At 65.0% G+C, this 12,966-nt stretch carries 12 protein-coding genes; 7 read left to right on the top strand and 5 right to left on the bottom strand.

Annotated features, from left to right (window positions below):
* Nucleotides 1–5: 5 nt before the first annotated feature.
* Nucleotides 6–935, top strand: coding sequence for a metal ABC transporter solute-binding protein, Zn/Mn family (locus tag LG661_RS08465; RefSeq protein WP_230531432.1), 930 nt, complete (start codon nucleotides 6–8; stop codon nucleotides 933–935).
* 159 nt (nucleotides 936–1,094) lie between these two features.
* A complete protein-coding gene (locus LG661_RS08470; RefSeq protein WP_230531433.1) occupies nucleotides 1,095–2,057 on the top strand; it encodes a CobW family GTP-binding protein in 963 nt (320 codons plus the stop codon).
* A gap of 60 nt (nucleotides 2,058–2,117) precedes the next feature.
* On the opposite strand, the gene LG661_RS08475 is transcribed toward LG661_RS08470, so the two are convergent.
* A complete protein-coding gene (locus tag LG661_RS08475; protein WP_230531434.1) occupies nucleotides 2,118–3,362 on the bottom strand; it encodes a Gfo/Idh/MocA family protein in 1,245 nt (414 codons plus the stop codon).
* Nucleotides 3,363–3,625: 263 nt separating this feature from the next.
* On the opposite strand from LG661_RS08475, the gene LG661_RS08480 reads away from it, so the two are divergent.
* The 3 genes from LG661_RS08480 to LG661_RS08490 are packed head-to-tail and all read left to right on the top strand — an operon-like array spanning nucleotide 3,626 to nucleotide 5,456.
* Complete coding sequence (locus LG661_RS08480; protein WP_230531435.1) at nucleotides 3,626–4,633, top strand: WD40 repeat domain-containing protein; 1,008 nt, start codon at nucleotides 3,626–3,628, stop codon at nucleotides 4,631–4,633.
* Nucleotides 4,634–4,641: 8 nt separating this feature from the next.
* Nucleotides 4,642–4,920, top strand: a complete 279-nt coding sequence (locus LG661_RS08485; RefSeq protein ID WP_230531436.1) for a hypothetical protein — start codon at nucleotides 4,642–4,644, stop codon at nucleotides 4,918–4,920.
* Between the two features lie 11 nt (nucleotides 4,921–4,931).
* Nucleotides 4,932–5,456, top strand: a complete 525-nt coding sequence (locus tag LG661_RS08490; RefSeq protein ID WP_230531437.1) for a DUF2937 family protein — start codon at nucleotides 4,932–4,934, stop codon at nucleotides 5,454–5,456.
* Nucleotides 5,457–5,458: 2 nt separating this feature from the next.
* Here the strand turns inward: LG661_RS08490 and LG661_RS08495 are convergent, their stop codons facing one another.
* Nucleotides 5,459–5,797, bottom strand: coding sequence for a hypothetical protein (locus LG661_RS08495; RefSeq protein WP_230531438.1), 339 nt, complete (start codon nucleotides 5,795–5,797; stop codon nucleotides 5,459–5,461).
* Nucleotides 5,798–5,904: 107 nt separating this feature from the next.
* On the bottom strand, nucleotides 5,905–7,335 hold the full coding sequence (locus tag LG661_RS08500; RefSeq protein ID WP_230531439.1) for a homospermidine synthase: 1,431 nt from the start codon (nucleotides 7,333–7,335) through the stop codon (nucleotides 5,905–5,907).
* A 247-nt stretch (nucleotides 7,336–7,582) separates the two neighbouring features.
* Here LG661_RS08500 and LG661_RS08505 point away from each other — a divergent pair, with 247 nt between their 5' ends.
* Nucleotides 7,583–8,812, top strand: coding sequence for an MFS transporter (locus LG661_RS08505; RefSeq protein ID WP_230531440.1), 1,230 nt, complete (start codon nucleotides 7,583–7,585; stop codon nucleotides 8,810–8,812).
* Nucleotides 8,813–8,822: 10 nt separating this feature from the next.
* Here LG661_RS08505 and LG661_RS08510 read toward each other — a convergent pair whose 3' ends face one another.
* Complete coding sequence (locus tag LG661_RS08510; protein WP_230531441.1) at nucleotides 8,823–9,395, bottom strand: GNAT family N-acetyltransferase; 573 nt, start codon at nucleotides 9,393–9,395, stop codon at nucleotides 8,823–8,825.
* A 131-nt stretch (nucleotides 9,396–9,526) separates the two neighbouring features.
* Entirely contained in the window at nucleotides 9,527–10,681 is a 1,155-nt protein-coding gene (locus LG661_RS08515) for a type III PLP-dependent enzyme (RefSeq protein ID WP_230531442.1), read from the bottom strand.
* Between the two features lie 638 nt (nucleotides 10,682–11,319).
* Between LG661_RS08515 and LG661_RS08520 the strand changes: the two genes are divergently transcribed.
* Nucleotides 11,320–12,891 carry a glucan biosynthesis protein gene (locus LG661_RS08520; RefSeq protein WP_230531443.1) on the top strand — a complete coding sequence of 524 codons (1,572 nt, stop codon included), beginning with the start codon at nucleotides 11,320–11,322 and terminating at the stop codon, nucleotides 12,889–12,891.
* Nucleotides 12,892–12,966 lie beyond the last annotated feature (75 nt).

Consider the following 12,966-nt stretch of genomic DNA (forward strand, 5'->3'; position numbering starts at 1 on the left):
GGTTCATGCTGACGAGAAGAACTGCCATCTCCCTCCTGGCGGGCGGCCTGGCCCTGGCCGGCGCGATGGTTCCTGCATCCGCGCAGACTGCCGAGAAGCTCAAGGTCGTCGCCACGTTCTCGATCCTGGGCGACCTGGTGCGCAATGTGGGCGGCGAGCGGGTCGAGGTCGTGACCCTCGTCGGCCCCAATGGCGACGGCCACGTCTATTCCCCCACGCCCGCCGACGGACGCCGCCTGACCGAGGCGAAGGTCGTCTTCGCCAACGGTCTCAAGTTCGAGGGCTGGATCGACCGCCTGATCAAATCCTCGGGCACCAAGGCCGCGAAGGTCGAGGCTGCCAAGGGCGTGGAGCCGCTTGAGGGCGAGGAGGATGATCACGGGCACGGGCATGACCACGGCCATGGCGCCGTCGATCCCCATGCTTGGCAGAGCATCGGCAATGCAAAGAAGTACGTGGCCAATATCCTCGATGCGCTCATTGCCGCCGATCCGGAAGCCAAGGCCGCCTACGAGGCCAATGCCGCCGCCTATCTCAAGCAGCTCGACGAACTCGAGGCCGAAGTGAAAAGCCTCGTCTCGCGCATCCCCGCCGACCGCCGCAGGATCATCACCTCCCACGATGCCTTCCGCTACTTCGAGGAAGCCTACGGCATCGACTTCATCTCGCCCCAGGGCGTCTCCACAGATGCGGAGGCCTCCGCCAAGGACGTTGCGAAGATCATCCGGCAGATCAAGCGCGAGAAGATCGGTGCGGTCTTCGTGGAGAACGTCTCCGATGCCCGCCTCATGGAGCGGATCGCCCAGGAAACCGGTGCGAAGATCGGCCCACAGCTGTATTCGGACGCGCTCTCGGAGCCGAACGGCCCAGCCGGGACTTACATTGACATGATGCGACACAATATAAGGGCCTTCAGCACGGCTCTGTCGAGCTGAAAGCTCCCTCTTCGCGAGTTCGCCGGGATATCACTCCCGGCGGGCGGAGCGAGGGAAGGGAATGCAGATACGGCTCAACCCGAAATCTGGATCCCCTTCCCGGCCTGAAGTCAGGCCGCCGGGGACGACACCCACACCATCGCCTTTTGGATCACTCCGATGACCGACAAGCTTCCCGTTACCGTTCTCACCGGCTATCTCGGCGCTGGCAAGACCACCCTCCTCAACCGCATCCTCACCGAACAGCACGGCAAGAGATATGCGGTGATCGTCAACGAGTTCGGCGAGATCGGAATCGACAACGAGCTCGTCGTCGGCGCGGACGAGGAGGTGTTCGAGATGAACAACGGGTGCATCTGCTGCACCGTTCGCGGCGACCTGATCCGCATCCTCGACGGGCTCATGAAGCGCAAGGGCAAGTTCGACGCCATCATCGTCGAGACCACAGGCCTCGCCGACCCCGCCCCCGTCGCCCAAACCTTCTTTATGGACCAGGACGTGTCCGACACCGCCCGCCTCGACGCGGTGGTGACTGTGGCCGATGCCAAGTGGCTTTCCGACCGGCTGAAGGATGCGCCCGAGGCCAAGAACCAGATCGCCTTCGCGGATGTGATCATCCTCAACAAGATCGATCTGGTCTCCGCGCAGGAGCTGGAGGAGGTCGAGGCCCGCATCCGCGCCATCAACCCCTACGCCAAGATCCATCGGACGCAGAACTGCGCCATTCCGATCACGGAGGTGCTCGACCGAAAAGCCTTCGATCTCGACCGCATCATCGAGATCGAGCCCGCCTTCCTGGAGGAAGGGCACCATCATCACCATGACGAGGAGATGCAGTCCGTCTCGGCTCAGATCGATGGCGAGGTCGATCCGGAAAAGTTCATGCCGTGGATTTCAAACCTCACCCAGGTCGAGGGTCCGAACATCCTGCGTTGCAAAGGCATCGTGGCCTTCCCGAACGAGCCGAAGCGCTTCGTCTTCCAGGGCGTCCACATGATCCTCGACGGCGACGTGCAGGGTGAGTGGAAGCCGGGCGAGAAGCGCACCTCGAAGGTCGTCTTCATCGGCCGCGACCTGAACGAGACGGCGATCCGCGAAGGCTTCCAGGCCTGCGCCGCCTGAAAGATCGCAGCGTCTCCCATGATGCAGCTGGGCCGCCCTTCGACGGCCCAGCGCGTGTATTTATCCCCTCATCGTGCCGTCGGGATTGAGCTCCACCCAGCTCCCACGCTCGGCCGAGGCGTAGATCGCCCTGATGAGCGCCACGTCGCGAAGCCCCATCTCGCCCGGCGTATCCGGCGTGAAGTTCTCGATGATGGCGCGGGAGAGATGGTCGATCTCGCCCGTGAACTGCCGCAGGGATGAATCCTGCACCGGCACCTTGCGCGTCCCCACATCGGAACCGGTCTCGTAGAGCGTGTTCCCGACATAGCTCGTCGCCGGGTTCAGGAGCCCCGTTCCCTCGGAGCCGAGGATCTGGATGCGGTTCTCGTTCATCGTGTAGGAAGAGGACAGGTTGGCGAGCGCCCCCGAACCGAAGCGCAACTGCACCGTCACGAGATCCTCGACCTGCCGGAAGCGGATGTCATCCGGCGGGTTCGAGATTGAGGCTACGAGCGCGACCGGGCTCTCCTCCAGGAAGTACAGGGTTCCGTTCAGGGCATAGATGCCGATATCCATCATGCTGCCGCCGCCGGCGAGGTCGCGCAGGACGCGCCATTCGTCGCGCGGGCGGGAGAGATCGAGCGGGCGCATGGTATCGCCGATCACGAGTCTGATATCGCCGAAGGCTCCCTCCTTCTTCATGCGCAAGGCGCGCTGGTTGTGCGGCTCGAAGTGTGCGCGGTAGGCGATCATCAGCTTGCGGTCCGCCTCCTGCGAGGCCTGGATCATGGCGCGGCATTCCTCGACCGTATTGGCCATCGGCTTCTCGCACATGACATGCTTGCCGGCCTCGAAGGCGCGGATCGTGTATTCGGCGTGCAACCCGTTCGGCAGCACGATGTAGACGACATCGATGGAATCGTCGTTCGCGATATCGTCGAAGCTCTCGTAGTCATAGATCCTGGCGTCGGGCACGCCGTAATGAGTCGCCACGCGCCGCGCCTTCTCGGCATTGCCGGAGACGAGACCGGCGAGCCTGCAGGTCTGCGAACGGGTGATGGCGGGAATGACGTGGTTCAGGGCGAATGCGCCGAGGCCGACCACGCACCAGCCGAGCCGCTGATCCGGCGGCAGGGGCATCTGGAGATCGGCCTCCGGAAAGGGGCGGCCCACGGCATCGTCGGGAATGTTCGGCAGGTTCTCCGGCTGTTGCGCCTGCGCTCCGGATGAAGCGAGACCTGCCCCTGCAACGGAGCCTGCCGCCGCGGCTAGAAAGCCCCGGCGCGAGAGGTCGAGGAAGGATTTTTCTGAAGGATCTGTCATGCCGCTACCCTGCTGAAGTGATTGCCGCCAGGAAGAACGGATGGGTATGCCGCCTCGGCAGGTCGTTCAGAGCTTGCCATCGGTGCTGACTGCCGCAGATTCCCGGTCACGAACCTTGTGAACACCCTGCCCCCGGAGCGGTTCCGAATGCTCCGCTTTCGCTGGAATGGAGCCGGCTGAACAGCTGGCGTGGGATTTCACCCGCCGCCTCTTGCCTTCGATCCGCCAACATATGCTATGCCTCCCTTGAAGGGATTGCCTCAATGAGTTCTGGAACCGCCCCGTCTCTCACCCAAAGCGTCACGCCCGTCGATGCGGGGGCCCACGTGACGGCCATCGGCTGGCTGAAAGGCACTGTCGCCTTCGGCCTCGGCGATGGTGGCGTGGTGCTGGCCAAGGATGGCGAGACTCACCGGGTCGAATCGCACCCGGATGCAGGAATCCTGACGGGCGCCAGCGACGGGGAGCGCTTCGTCACTGGTGGCGACGACGGCCGTGTCGCCGTGACCGGTGCCGACGGCTCCACGAGGACGCTCGCTGAGACCAAGGGCGCTTGGATCGACGCGCTCGCGATCAGTCCCGGCGGGGCTTTCGCCTACAGCGCCGGCAAGCGCGTGATGACCCGCGACGACAAGGGGCGGGAGAAGACGCTGGAGGTTCCTACCACCGCTCGTGGGCTCGCCTTCGCTCCCAAGGGCTACCGCCTCGCGATCTCACATTACAATGGCGCGACGCTGTGGTTTCCCAATGTGGAAGCCAAGCCCGAGGCGCTCGAGTGGAAGGGCTCGCATCTCGACGTAACCTGGTCGCCGGACGCCCGTTTCGTCGTGACCTCCATGCAGGAGAATGCACTCCATGGCTGGCGGCTCATCCCCGACAAGGGCCATATGCGCATGAGCGGGTATCCGTCCAAGACCCGCTCCTTCTCCTGGTCTCATGACGGAAAATGGCTCGCCACCTCCGGCGCGGAAGCCGCGATCATCTGGCCCTTCGAGTCGAAGGAAGGCCCGACGGGCAAAGCCCCGCGGGAATGCGGCGTGCGCCATGCGAAGGTTAGCCAGGTCGCCTTCCACCCCAACACCTATGTGCTGGCGGTGGGCTACGAGGATGGCTGCATCCTGCTGATCCGCTTGGCCGACGCCTCCGAGCTTCTGGTGCGCCCGGCCGTGAAGGAAAGCGGCATCACGGCCATGGCCTGGGACAGGTCCGGCCGCCGCCTCGCCTTTGGCTGCGAGGACGGGCAGGCGGGCATCCTGACGCTTCCCGCATGAGGTCGCCCGTGGCCCTGTTCGGCGCGTTCTTGAGAGGTTCGTTCGGCCTGCCCAAGCCGGACAAGCAGGCCGTCGACCGGGTGAAGGACATGGCGCGGGCCGCCCTTCAGGTCTCGCCTGAGACGGCCTTCGCCGTCAACGAGATCGCATGCAACGATCCTGGCTGCCCCGGCATCGAAACCGTGATCCTCGTCATGGAGCCGGGCCGCAAGACGAAAGCGCTCAAGGTCACCAAACCCCTGGATGAAGTCACGGAACAAGATATCCGCACCGCGCTTGACTCCTAGGGAGGTCAAGCTTGTTCCGTATCGCGCGCATCTTTGCTTTCGGACTTGGGCTGCTGGGCGGAATTGCGGCCTCGCAGTTACCTGAATTCGCGCAGCAATACCGTCAGCGCCTCGGTGGGGCGGTCGACGAGTTGCGGATCGTCGTCAGGCGCTTCGAGGCGGATGCCAGCGCCAGCGGAGAGACGCGGGAGAGCGCGATCGCCCGCCTGCGCTCCAACCCGGATGTTCTTGTGAGCAATCAGGGCGCAGCCATGCAAACCCATGTGGAGCGCCTGGGCCGCCTCGAAACCCAGCGCAAGGCCATGATTCAGGCAGGCCCCTTCAAGCGTATCGCCGTCCTCATGCGCGAGGGCGATGGCGGCGTGATGCGCGCGGCCTACCGTGATTTCGAGCCGGCCGTGCCGGTGACGCAGGAGGGCATCATCTCGGCTGCCGCCGGGTTCTTCGCCGTCTGGGGCGGCGTACTCCTGTTGGCCGGCCTTGTCCGTACCCTCAGGCGGTCGCGCCGCCAGCCCCCGGCCGCGGCGCGGGCCTGAGTTCAGCCGGTCCGCTCCGGCTTCCCTGCCAGGATGACATAAAATCCGAGACCGTCCTGCGCGGGCAGAGTCTGCAGGCGGTCGATCCAGCCGCGCTTCTTGGCTTCGAGCAGGGCCTTGCCAACGGGCTGGAACAGGGTCTCGCCGCCACCCTCCGGCGGCGGAGCAAGGCGGATGGCGACGGACTTTCCTTGAGCGAAACGGCTGCGCTCCAGCATGTCCTGAATCGAGGCAGCCGCCTGCTCCCGCGAGGCGCCGCGCAGGTCCAGCACGGCCTCCGCATCCACGACCCCGAGGGAGCCGCGCAGCTTGTTGGCGTAGAATTCCTCGAAATGGGGCATCGCAGCTCTCCGTTCCTTGCGCCCAGGCCTCATCCTGAGCATCCACGCCTCCGCTCAGGCATGAAAGACGGCGATGGCCGGCTCAAGGCCGGCCGTCGCCGGTGTGATCAACGCACCAGGATGTTCCGGAACTGCCAAGGATCGGAGGTGTCGATGTCCTCCGGGAAGAAGCCGGGACGGTCGTCGAGGGGCGTCCAGTCCGTATAGACGCCGACGACGGGACCGAGATAAGGCGCCTGCACCTCGAGGCAGCGGCGGAAGTCGATGTCGTCCGCTTCCACGATGCCCGCATTCGGGTTCTCCAGAGCCCAGACCATGCCCGCAAGCACGGCCGAGGATACCTGGAGGCCGGTGGCGTTCTGGTAGGGCGCGAGTTTGCGGGTCTCCTCGATGGAGAGCTGCGAACCGTACCAGTAGGCATTCTTGCCATGGCCGTAGAGAAGCACGCCGAGCTCGTCGATGCCGTCCTGGATCTCGTCTTCCGTCAGGATGTGGTGCTGCTCCTGCACCTTGCCCGCACTGCCGAACATCTCGTGCAGCGACAGCACGGCGTCGTTCGCCGGGTGATAGGCATAGTGGCAGGTGGGACGGTACACGACCTTCTCGCCTTCGCGGACGGTGAAGTAATCCGGGATCGAGATCGCCTCGTTGTGCGTCACGAGGAAGCCGTATTGCGGTCCGGGCGTAGGGCACCAGGTGCGCACGCGGGTATTGGCGCCGGGTTGGAGCAGATAGATCGCGGCGCCGCAGCCGGTCTTATGGGTGCGGCCGTTTTCCGGCATCCACTTCTCGTGCGTGCCCCAGCCGAGCTCCGCCGGCTGCATTCCCTCCGACACGAAGCCCTCCACGGACCAGGTGTTCACGAACACGCCCATGGGCTTCGGGTTCTCGGAGCGCTGCGTGTCGCGCTCGGCGACGTGGATGCCCTTGACGCCCACGCGCTGCATGAGGCGCGCCCACTCCTCGCGGGTCTTCGGCTCGTCGTATTCGAGGCCGGCATCGTTGGCGATGTTGATGAGCGCCTGCTTGACGAACCAGGAGACCATGCCGGGATTGGCGCCGCAGCAGGATACGGCCGTGCCGCCGCCGGGCGACTGGCGACGCGCATCGAGGATGTTCTCGCGCAGCATGTAGTTGGTGCGGGAGGCAGGGCCCGCGCTCTTGTCGAAGTAGAAGCCGGCCCAGGGCTCGGCGACAGTATCGATGTAGAGCGCGCCGAGCTCACGGCAAAGCTCCATGATGTCCCGCGAGGAGGTGTCCACCGACAGGTTCACGCAGAAGCCCTGGCCGCCGCCTTCGTTAAGCAGGGGCGTGAGGATCTCGCGATAGTTCTCGCGGGTCAGAGCCTTGTGGACGAGGTCGATGCCGCGCACGTCGAGCATGCTGCGGTCGGCATCATTGGGATCGATGACCGTGAAGCGGTTCTTGTCGAACTCGAAATGGCGTTCGATCAGGGGCAGCATGCCCTTGCCGATCGAGCCGAAGCCGATCATCACGATCGGGCCAGTGATGCGGCCATGGATGGGCCAAGTGGTCATCGGATCTGTCTCCTTGCGAAAGCAGAGATGGGAACGTCAACGCCGGACAACGGTTGCGGGCGCATCTAGGATTGAGGAGACCCTTGGGTCAATGCCTGCGGCCCCTCCTGACGACAGGTGAATGTTCTTCCACGGATTTCGTGCGGTCTGCGCTCAGGTGAGCCCTGCCATGTTTCTCGGGCCTCGACTTCGCGAGACAATGCTCCATGATCGGACCTCCCGACATGTTCCATCATCTCCCCGGCCGATGACATTCCAACAACTCCTCGCCCGCCATGGCCGCATCATCGGCATGGGCTTCGCCCTGACCTTTCTCTCGTCCTTCGGCCAGACCTTCTTCATTTCCCTATCGGGACCCAACATCAGGGACGCCTTCGGCCTGTCGAACGGAGGCTTCGGCCTCATCTATTCCGCGGCGACGCTGACCTCCGGCCTCCTGATGATCTGGATCGGGAGCATCATCGACCGGGTCGATATCCGCCTCTATGCCACGGCGGGTCTCGTCGGGCTTGCAGCGGCAACCTTGAGCCTTTCGCTCGCCCCCAACGTCATCGTGCTCGGCCTGAGCCTCTTCGGCCTTCGCCTCTTTGGGCAGGGAATGCTGAACCATGCCGGCGTAATGAGCACCGCACGTCTGCCCGAGGGCGTGCGCGGCCGGGCCGTCGGCATAGCGACCCTGGGGTTTCCGGCTGGCGAGGCGACCCTTCCGGGCATCGCCGTCGCCCTGATCGCGGCTCTCGGATGGACCGGCCTCTGGCGAACCGCGGCGCTCGTGATTCTCGCCTGTCTCGGGCTCGGCTGGCTTCTGGGCTTTTTCTTGAAGCGCAAGGACCCGGCCCTGAGCGGGACGGTGCGGGTGCAGGGGACCTCGGATGCCGGCCCGCGCTGGATCGACATCCTGCGCGACTGGCGCTTTCTCGCCCTCGTGCCGACAATGGTCGGCTATCCTGCGATCGTGACGGCCTATTTCTTCCACCAGCGCTTCATCGCCGAGGTGAAGGCTTGGCCGCTCGAGCTTCTGGCCAGCAGCATCACCATCTTCGCGCTGGTGTCCGTGGTGGTGGCGATGCTGGCAGGCACTCTTGTGGACCGGTTCGGCGCCATCCGCCTCAGCCATTTCTATCTGCTGGGCCTGACCGTCGCGTCGCTGGCTCTGGCGGCCTTCAGCGGTCCTCTCCTCGCGCCGGTCTTTTTCGGGCTCATCGGCCTGTCTGCTGGCGCGACCAACGTGATCGTCGCAGCCGTCCTCGCCGAACTGTTCGGCACGCAGCATTTGGGGAAGATACGGGCGCTGGCAGGCGCGATCATGGTAGTGGCCTCGGCAGCCACGCCTGGCATCATCGGATTATTGCTCGACGCGGCCGTCGGCCTGGGGGCAATCGGAATCGGCTTTGCAGCCTATCTCGTGCTCGCAGCGGGGATCACCTTTGCACTACCCAATCCGAGGGCCCAGCGTTCAGGGCCCTCGGACAAGTAGGACCGGAGATTCAGGCCGCCGGACGAAGCCCGGCGAGCTGGCCCTGAGCGGACGCTGCGACCAGCACCGCGAGATCCGGCTTCTGTGCGAGCGCTCCCGTTGCGGTGACAAGGCCGTTTGCGCCTTCGAGATAAGCGGCCTCGAATTCGAGCGCGAGGAAACGCTCGCGCTCGACAGGTCCCGGCAGCCAGAGGGCAGCCGTCTTCTCCGTGGAAAAGCCGAAGCGCTGGTAATAGGGCGCATCGCCCACAAGCAGCACCGCCCTGTGGCCGAGATCGGCCGCGCGTCCGAGCGCCTCGCGCATGAGCTTGCCCCCGAGACCGAGGCTCTGGCAGGCGGGATCGATGGCAATCGGACCCAGCATCAGCGCAGGGCAGTCAAGGCCGGCGGAGATGTGCCAGAGGCGCACGGTGCCAATGACCTCGCCGCCCCGGTCGATCACGAGCGACAGGCCGTCGGCCGGCATCCTGCCCTCGCGCAGGCGTTCGCCGGTCTTCAGGAACCGGGCGGGTCCGAAGCAGGCATCGAGCAGCGCCTCGCGCGCCGGTACATCGCGGAAGGTTTCTTCGCGGATCGTGATCATGGCCGTGGCCTCCCAAAAACACGTGGGGTGAGCGACAGCCCTCGCACCGGCCCAATACTGGGCAGGCCGTCCGGGACAACTCTTGTTGAGGTTGATGCCTGCCCCATGGAGCGGGACAGGCGGGACGTGAGTTAGATCACGTAGGACTTGAGCGGCGGGAAGCCGTTGAACGCGACCGCCGAGTAGGTGGTCGTGTAGGCGCCCGTACCCTCGATGAGCACCTTGTCGCCGATCTCCAGCGAGACAGGGAGCAGATAAGGCTCCTTCTCGTAGAGAACATCGGCCGAGTCGCAGGTGGGACCCGCGAGAACGCACGGCACCTTGCGGTCGTCGTCGCGCTCGCTGCGGATCGGATAGCGGATCGACTCGTCCATCGTTTCGGCGAGACCGCCGAACTTGCCGATGTCGAGATACACCCAGCGCACCTCGTCCTCGTCGCGGCTCTTCTTCGAGACGAGGACGACCTCGGCCTCGATGATGCCCGCATTGCCGACCATGCCGCGGCCCGGCTCGATGATCGTCTCAGGGAGACGGTTGCCGAAGTGCTTCGACAGCGCCCGGAAGATCGACTCGCCATAGGCTTCCACCTGAGGCACGCTCTTCAGGTACTTCGTCGGGAAGCCGCCGCCGAGATTGACCATCGAGAGATGGATGCCGCGGTCGGCGCATTCCCGGAAGATCGCCGAAGCAGAGCCCAGCGCCTGGTCCCAGGCTCCGGTGTTGCGCTGCTGCGAGCCGACGTGGAAGGACACGCCATAGGCTTCGAGTCCCTGCCGGTACGCATGCTCCAGCACGTCCACGGCCATTTCAGGCACGCAGCCGAACTTGCGGGAGAGCGGCCACTCCGCTCCGGCGCCGTCGCACAGGATGCGGCAGAACACCTTCACCTGGTCAGCCGGGACGCCCACGAGCGCCGCCGCACGGGCGATCTTCTCGACCTCGGCCTCACAGTCGACCGCATAGAGGCGCACGCCAAGCTCGAGGGCGCGCGCGATGTCGCGCTCCTTCTTGATCGTGTTGCCGAAGGAGATGCGGTCCGGCGTGGCGCCGGCGTCGAGCGCAAGCTGGATCTCGACGACCGAGGCCGTGTCGAAGCACGAGCCGAGTTCGGCGAGAAGCTTGAGTACCTGCGGCTCCGGGTTGGCCTTCACGGCGTAGAAGACACGCGTGTCAGGAAGCGCACGGGCAAACTTGGCATAGTTGTCGCGCACGACCTCGAGGTCGACGACCACGCACGGGCCGTCCTCGCGTCGGTTGCGCAGAAAATCACGGATGCGCTGCGTCATGGCGCTCTCCCCACCAAAGGTTCAATGGGGCTCTTCAGGCCCCGGATTGAAGTTCAGACGGTCAGGAGTTCCTGCCGCCCGGCGTCAGCGAGGGAAGACGCATCCCGCTTCGTGCGATGGAGACACGAGAAGCGTAGATGGGCTCTTCACCCGACGATGCTGCCTTGGATTGGAAGGGTGATTCCCCGTCCGCACGCCTGGCAATGAGAAACAAGCCTCTTCGGTGCTGACCTTTGGAGGGCCAGCGAGACCAAAAAAGCCCGTTCGTCGTTGCTTTAAGCCACGTCCCCCGCTGAGAGCGAGGTGCGCCGGTTTCGCCTCCGGCTGCCGGTTAGGGGTATCGAGAGCTAGGTTGCTCTCGGGCGGCTGTCCGGCCTCTTGTCCGGATGCCCACCAACCGGCACGCGACCACAGGCACGTGCGAAATTGGGCACGACTCAAATAGGCGGAATGAGACGGGATCACAAGACCTTTTGAGCCCCTCGGAAGGATTTTTTTGATCCGGCTCCGTCCCTTGTCCTAACGGCCGCGGCATTCAGCCTGTATTAAGCGGCAGAGCTACACGGGAGAGGGCTGCAACCCCATATTCCGTTTTCGCTTTATCCCTCTTTTCAGCCCGGAAAGACCCGATTCCCGTCATGACGAACCTGTCCCGCCGTGTCCTCCTGCAAAGCCTCCTCGCGGCGACTGCGCTTCCCGCCTTGGCGCAGCAGCCCCAGCCTACGGGAGTGCCGGCCCCCAATCCCTTCGACTACGAGGATGTGGTGCGCCGGGCGCGCGAGCTGGCCGCCGCCCCCTACGAAGCTTCCCCGGCCCAGCTTCCTGCCCCCCTGAACCGGCTCAGCTTCGACGATTACCGGGATATCCGCTTCCGGCCGGACAAGGCCTTGCTGGCAGCCGGCGGCGGACCGTTCCGCATGCAGCTTTTCCACCTCGGCTTCCTCTACCAGCGCCCGGTGACGGTGAACGTGATCCGCGAGGGCGTGCCGACGCCTGTGCCCTACCAGCGGGAGCTGTTCGATTACGGGCGCAACCGGATCGAGAAGCCGCTGCCGGTGAATCTCGGCTTTGCGGGCTTCCGCCTGCACCATCCCCTGAACGATCCGAAGATCATGGACGAGCTGATCGCGTTCCTGGGAGCGAGCTACTTCCGCTTCCTGGGGGCCGGCCAGAAATACGGCCTCTCGGCGCGCGGCCTTGCCATCAACGTGGAGGGCGGAGAGGCGGAGGAATTCCCGTTCTTCCGGGAATTCTGGATCGAGATGCCCAAGCGCGACAGCGACCGGGCCATCGTCTTCGCCCTGCTCGACAGCCCGTCGGTGGCAGGCGCCTACCGGTTCGAGATCTATCCCTCGAAGGAAACCACCGTCGAGGTCATCGCCACGCTGTTTCCCCGCCAGCCCATCGAGAATGTGGGCCTCGCGCCCCTGACCTCGATGTACTTCAAGGGAGAGAACGATCAGAAGCATACGGAGGACTTCCGGCCAGAACTCCACGATTCCGACGGCCTGCTCATGCATACAGGCGCGGGCGAGTGGATCTGGCGACCCCTGCGCAACCCGCAGCAGAAGGCAGTCTCCTCCTTCAGCGACAACAATCCGCGCGGCTTCGGCCTTCTGCAGCGGGATCGCGTCTTCGAGAACTATGAGGACCTGGAGGCCTACTACCATCAGCGGCCGGGCTACTGGGTCGAGCCTGTGGGTGATTGGGGCGAGGGCCGGGTGGAGCTCGTCGAGATCCCGACGCCCGACGAGACTCACGACAATATCGTCGCCTATTGGCAGCCGGCCCGCCCCTACGAGGCCGGACAGGAGATCCTCGTCTCGTACCGCCTGCGCGCCGTCTCGTCGGAGGCCGGAATGCATCCCGGCGGGCGGGTCGTGAACACTTTCCAGGCCCCGGCCCGCGCCAGCGGCTCGAACGCGCCGAGCGATCCCACCCTGCGCCGCTTCATCATCGATTTCGCGGACGGGAACCTGCCCTATTACTTCACCGATCCGAGCAAGGTGGAGCTGGTCCCCTCCACCTCCGCCGGACGGATCACCCATACCTTCCTGGTCCCGAACGATCACACGAACGGCTTCCGCGCCGCCATCGACGTGAAGCTCGAGCCTAGTCAGTCCACGGATCTCCGCGCCTTCCTCAGGGCCGGCACCCGAACGCTGACGGAGACTTGGACCTACCCCTGGTCCGCGCCGGCCGCCTCCTGAACGGCGCCTGCCGCCCGGGCCTTGCCAAATGCGCTTGAACCGCACAGAAGCAAGCCTCGGGCGGCGGGCTCCTTC

Source organism: Microvirga roseola (genome assembly GCF_020866965.1).
In the GTDB taxonomy this organism is placed as follows: domain Bacteria; phylum Pseudomonadota; class Alphaproteobacteria; order Rhizobiales; family Beijerinckiaceae; genus Microvirga; species Microvirga roseola.

Coding starts and splice junctions, on each gene's coding strand:
- LG661_RS08465 (WP_230531432.1), top strand. CDS start 6: ATGCTGACGAGAAGAACTGCCATCTCCCTCCTGGCGGGCGGCCTGGCC.
- LG661_RS08470 (WP_230531433.1), top strand. CDS start 1,095: ATGACCGACAAGCTTCCCGTTACCGTTCTCACCGGCTATCTCGGCGCT.
- LG661_RS08475 (WP_230531434.1), bottom strand. CDS start 3,362: ATGACAGATCCTTCAGAAAAATCCTTCCTCGACCTCTCGCGCCGGGGC.
- LG661_RS08480 (WP_230531435.1), top strand. CDS start 3,626: ATGAGTTCTGGAACCGCCCCGTCTCTCACCCAAAGCGTCACGCCCGTC.
- LG661_RS08495 (WP_230531438.1), bottom strand. CDS start 5,797: ATGCCCCATTTCGAGGAATTCTACGCCAACAAGCTGCGCGGCTCCCTC.
- LG661_RS08500 (WP_230531439.1), bottom strand. CDS start 7,335: ATGACCACTTGGCCCATCCATGGCCGCATCACTGGCCCGATCGTGATG.
- LG661_RS08505 (WP_230531440.1), top strand. CDS start 7,583: ATGACATTCCAACAACTCCTCGCCCGCCATGGCCGCATCATCGGCATG.
- LG661_RS08510 (WP_230531441.1), bottom strand. CDS start 9,395: ATGATCACGATCCGCGAAGAAACCTTCCGCGATGTACCGGCGCGCGAG.
- LG661_RS08515 (WP_230531442.1), bottom strand. CDS start 10,681: ATGACGCAGCGCATCCGTGATTTTCTGCGCAACCGACGCGAGGACGGC.
- LG661_RS08520 (WP_230531443.1), top strand. CDS start 11,320: ATGACGAACCTGTCCCGCCGTGTCCTCCTGCAAAGCCTCCTCGCGGCG.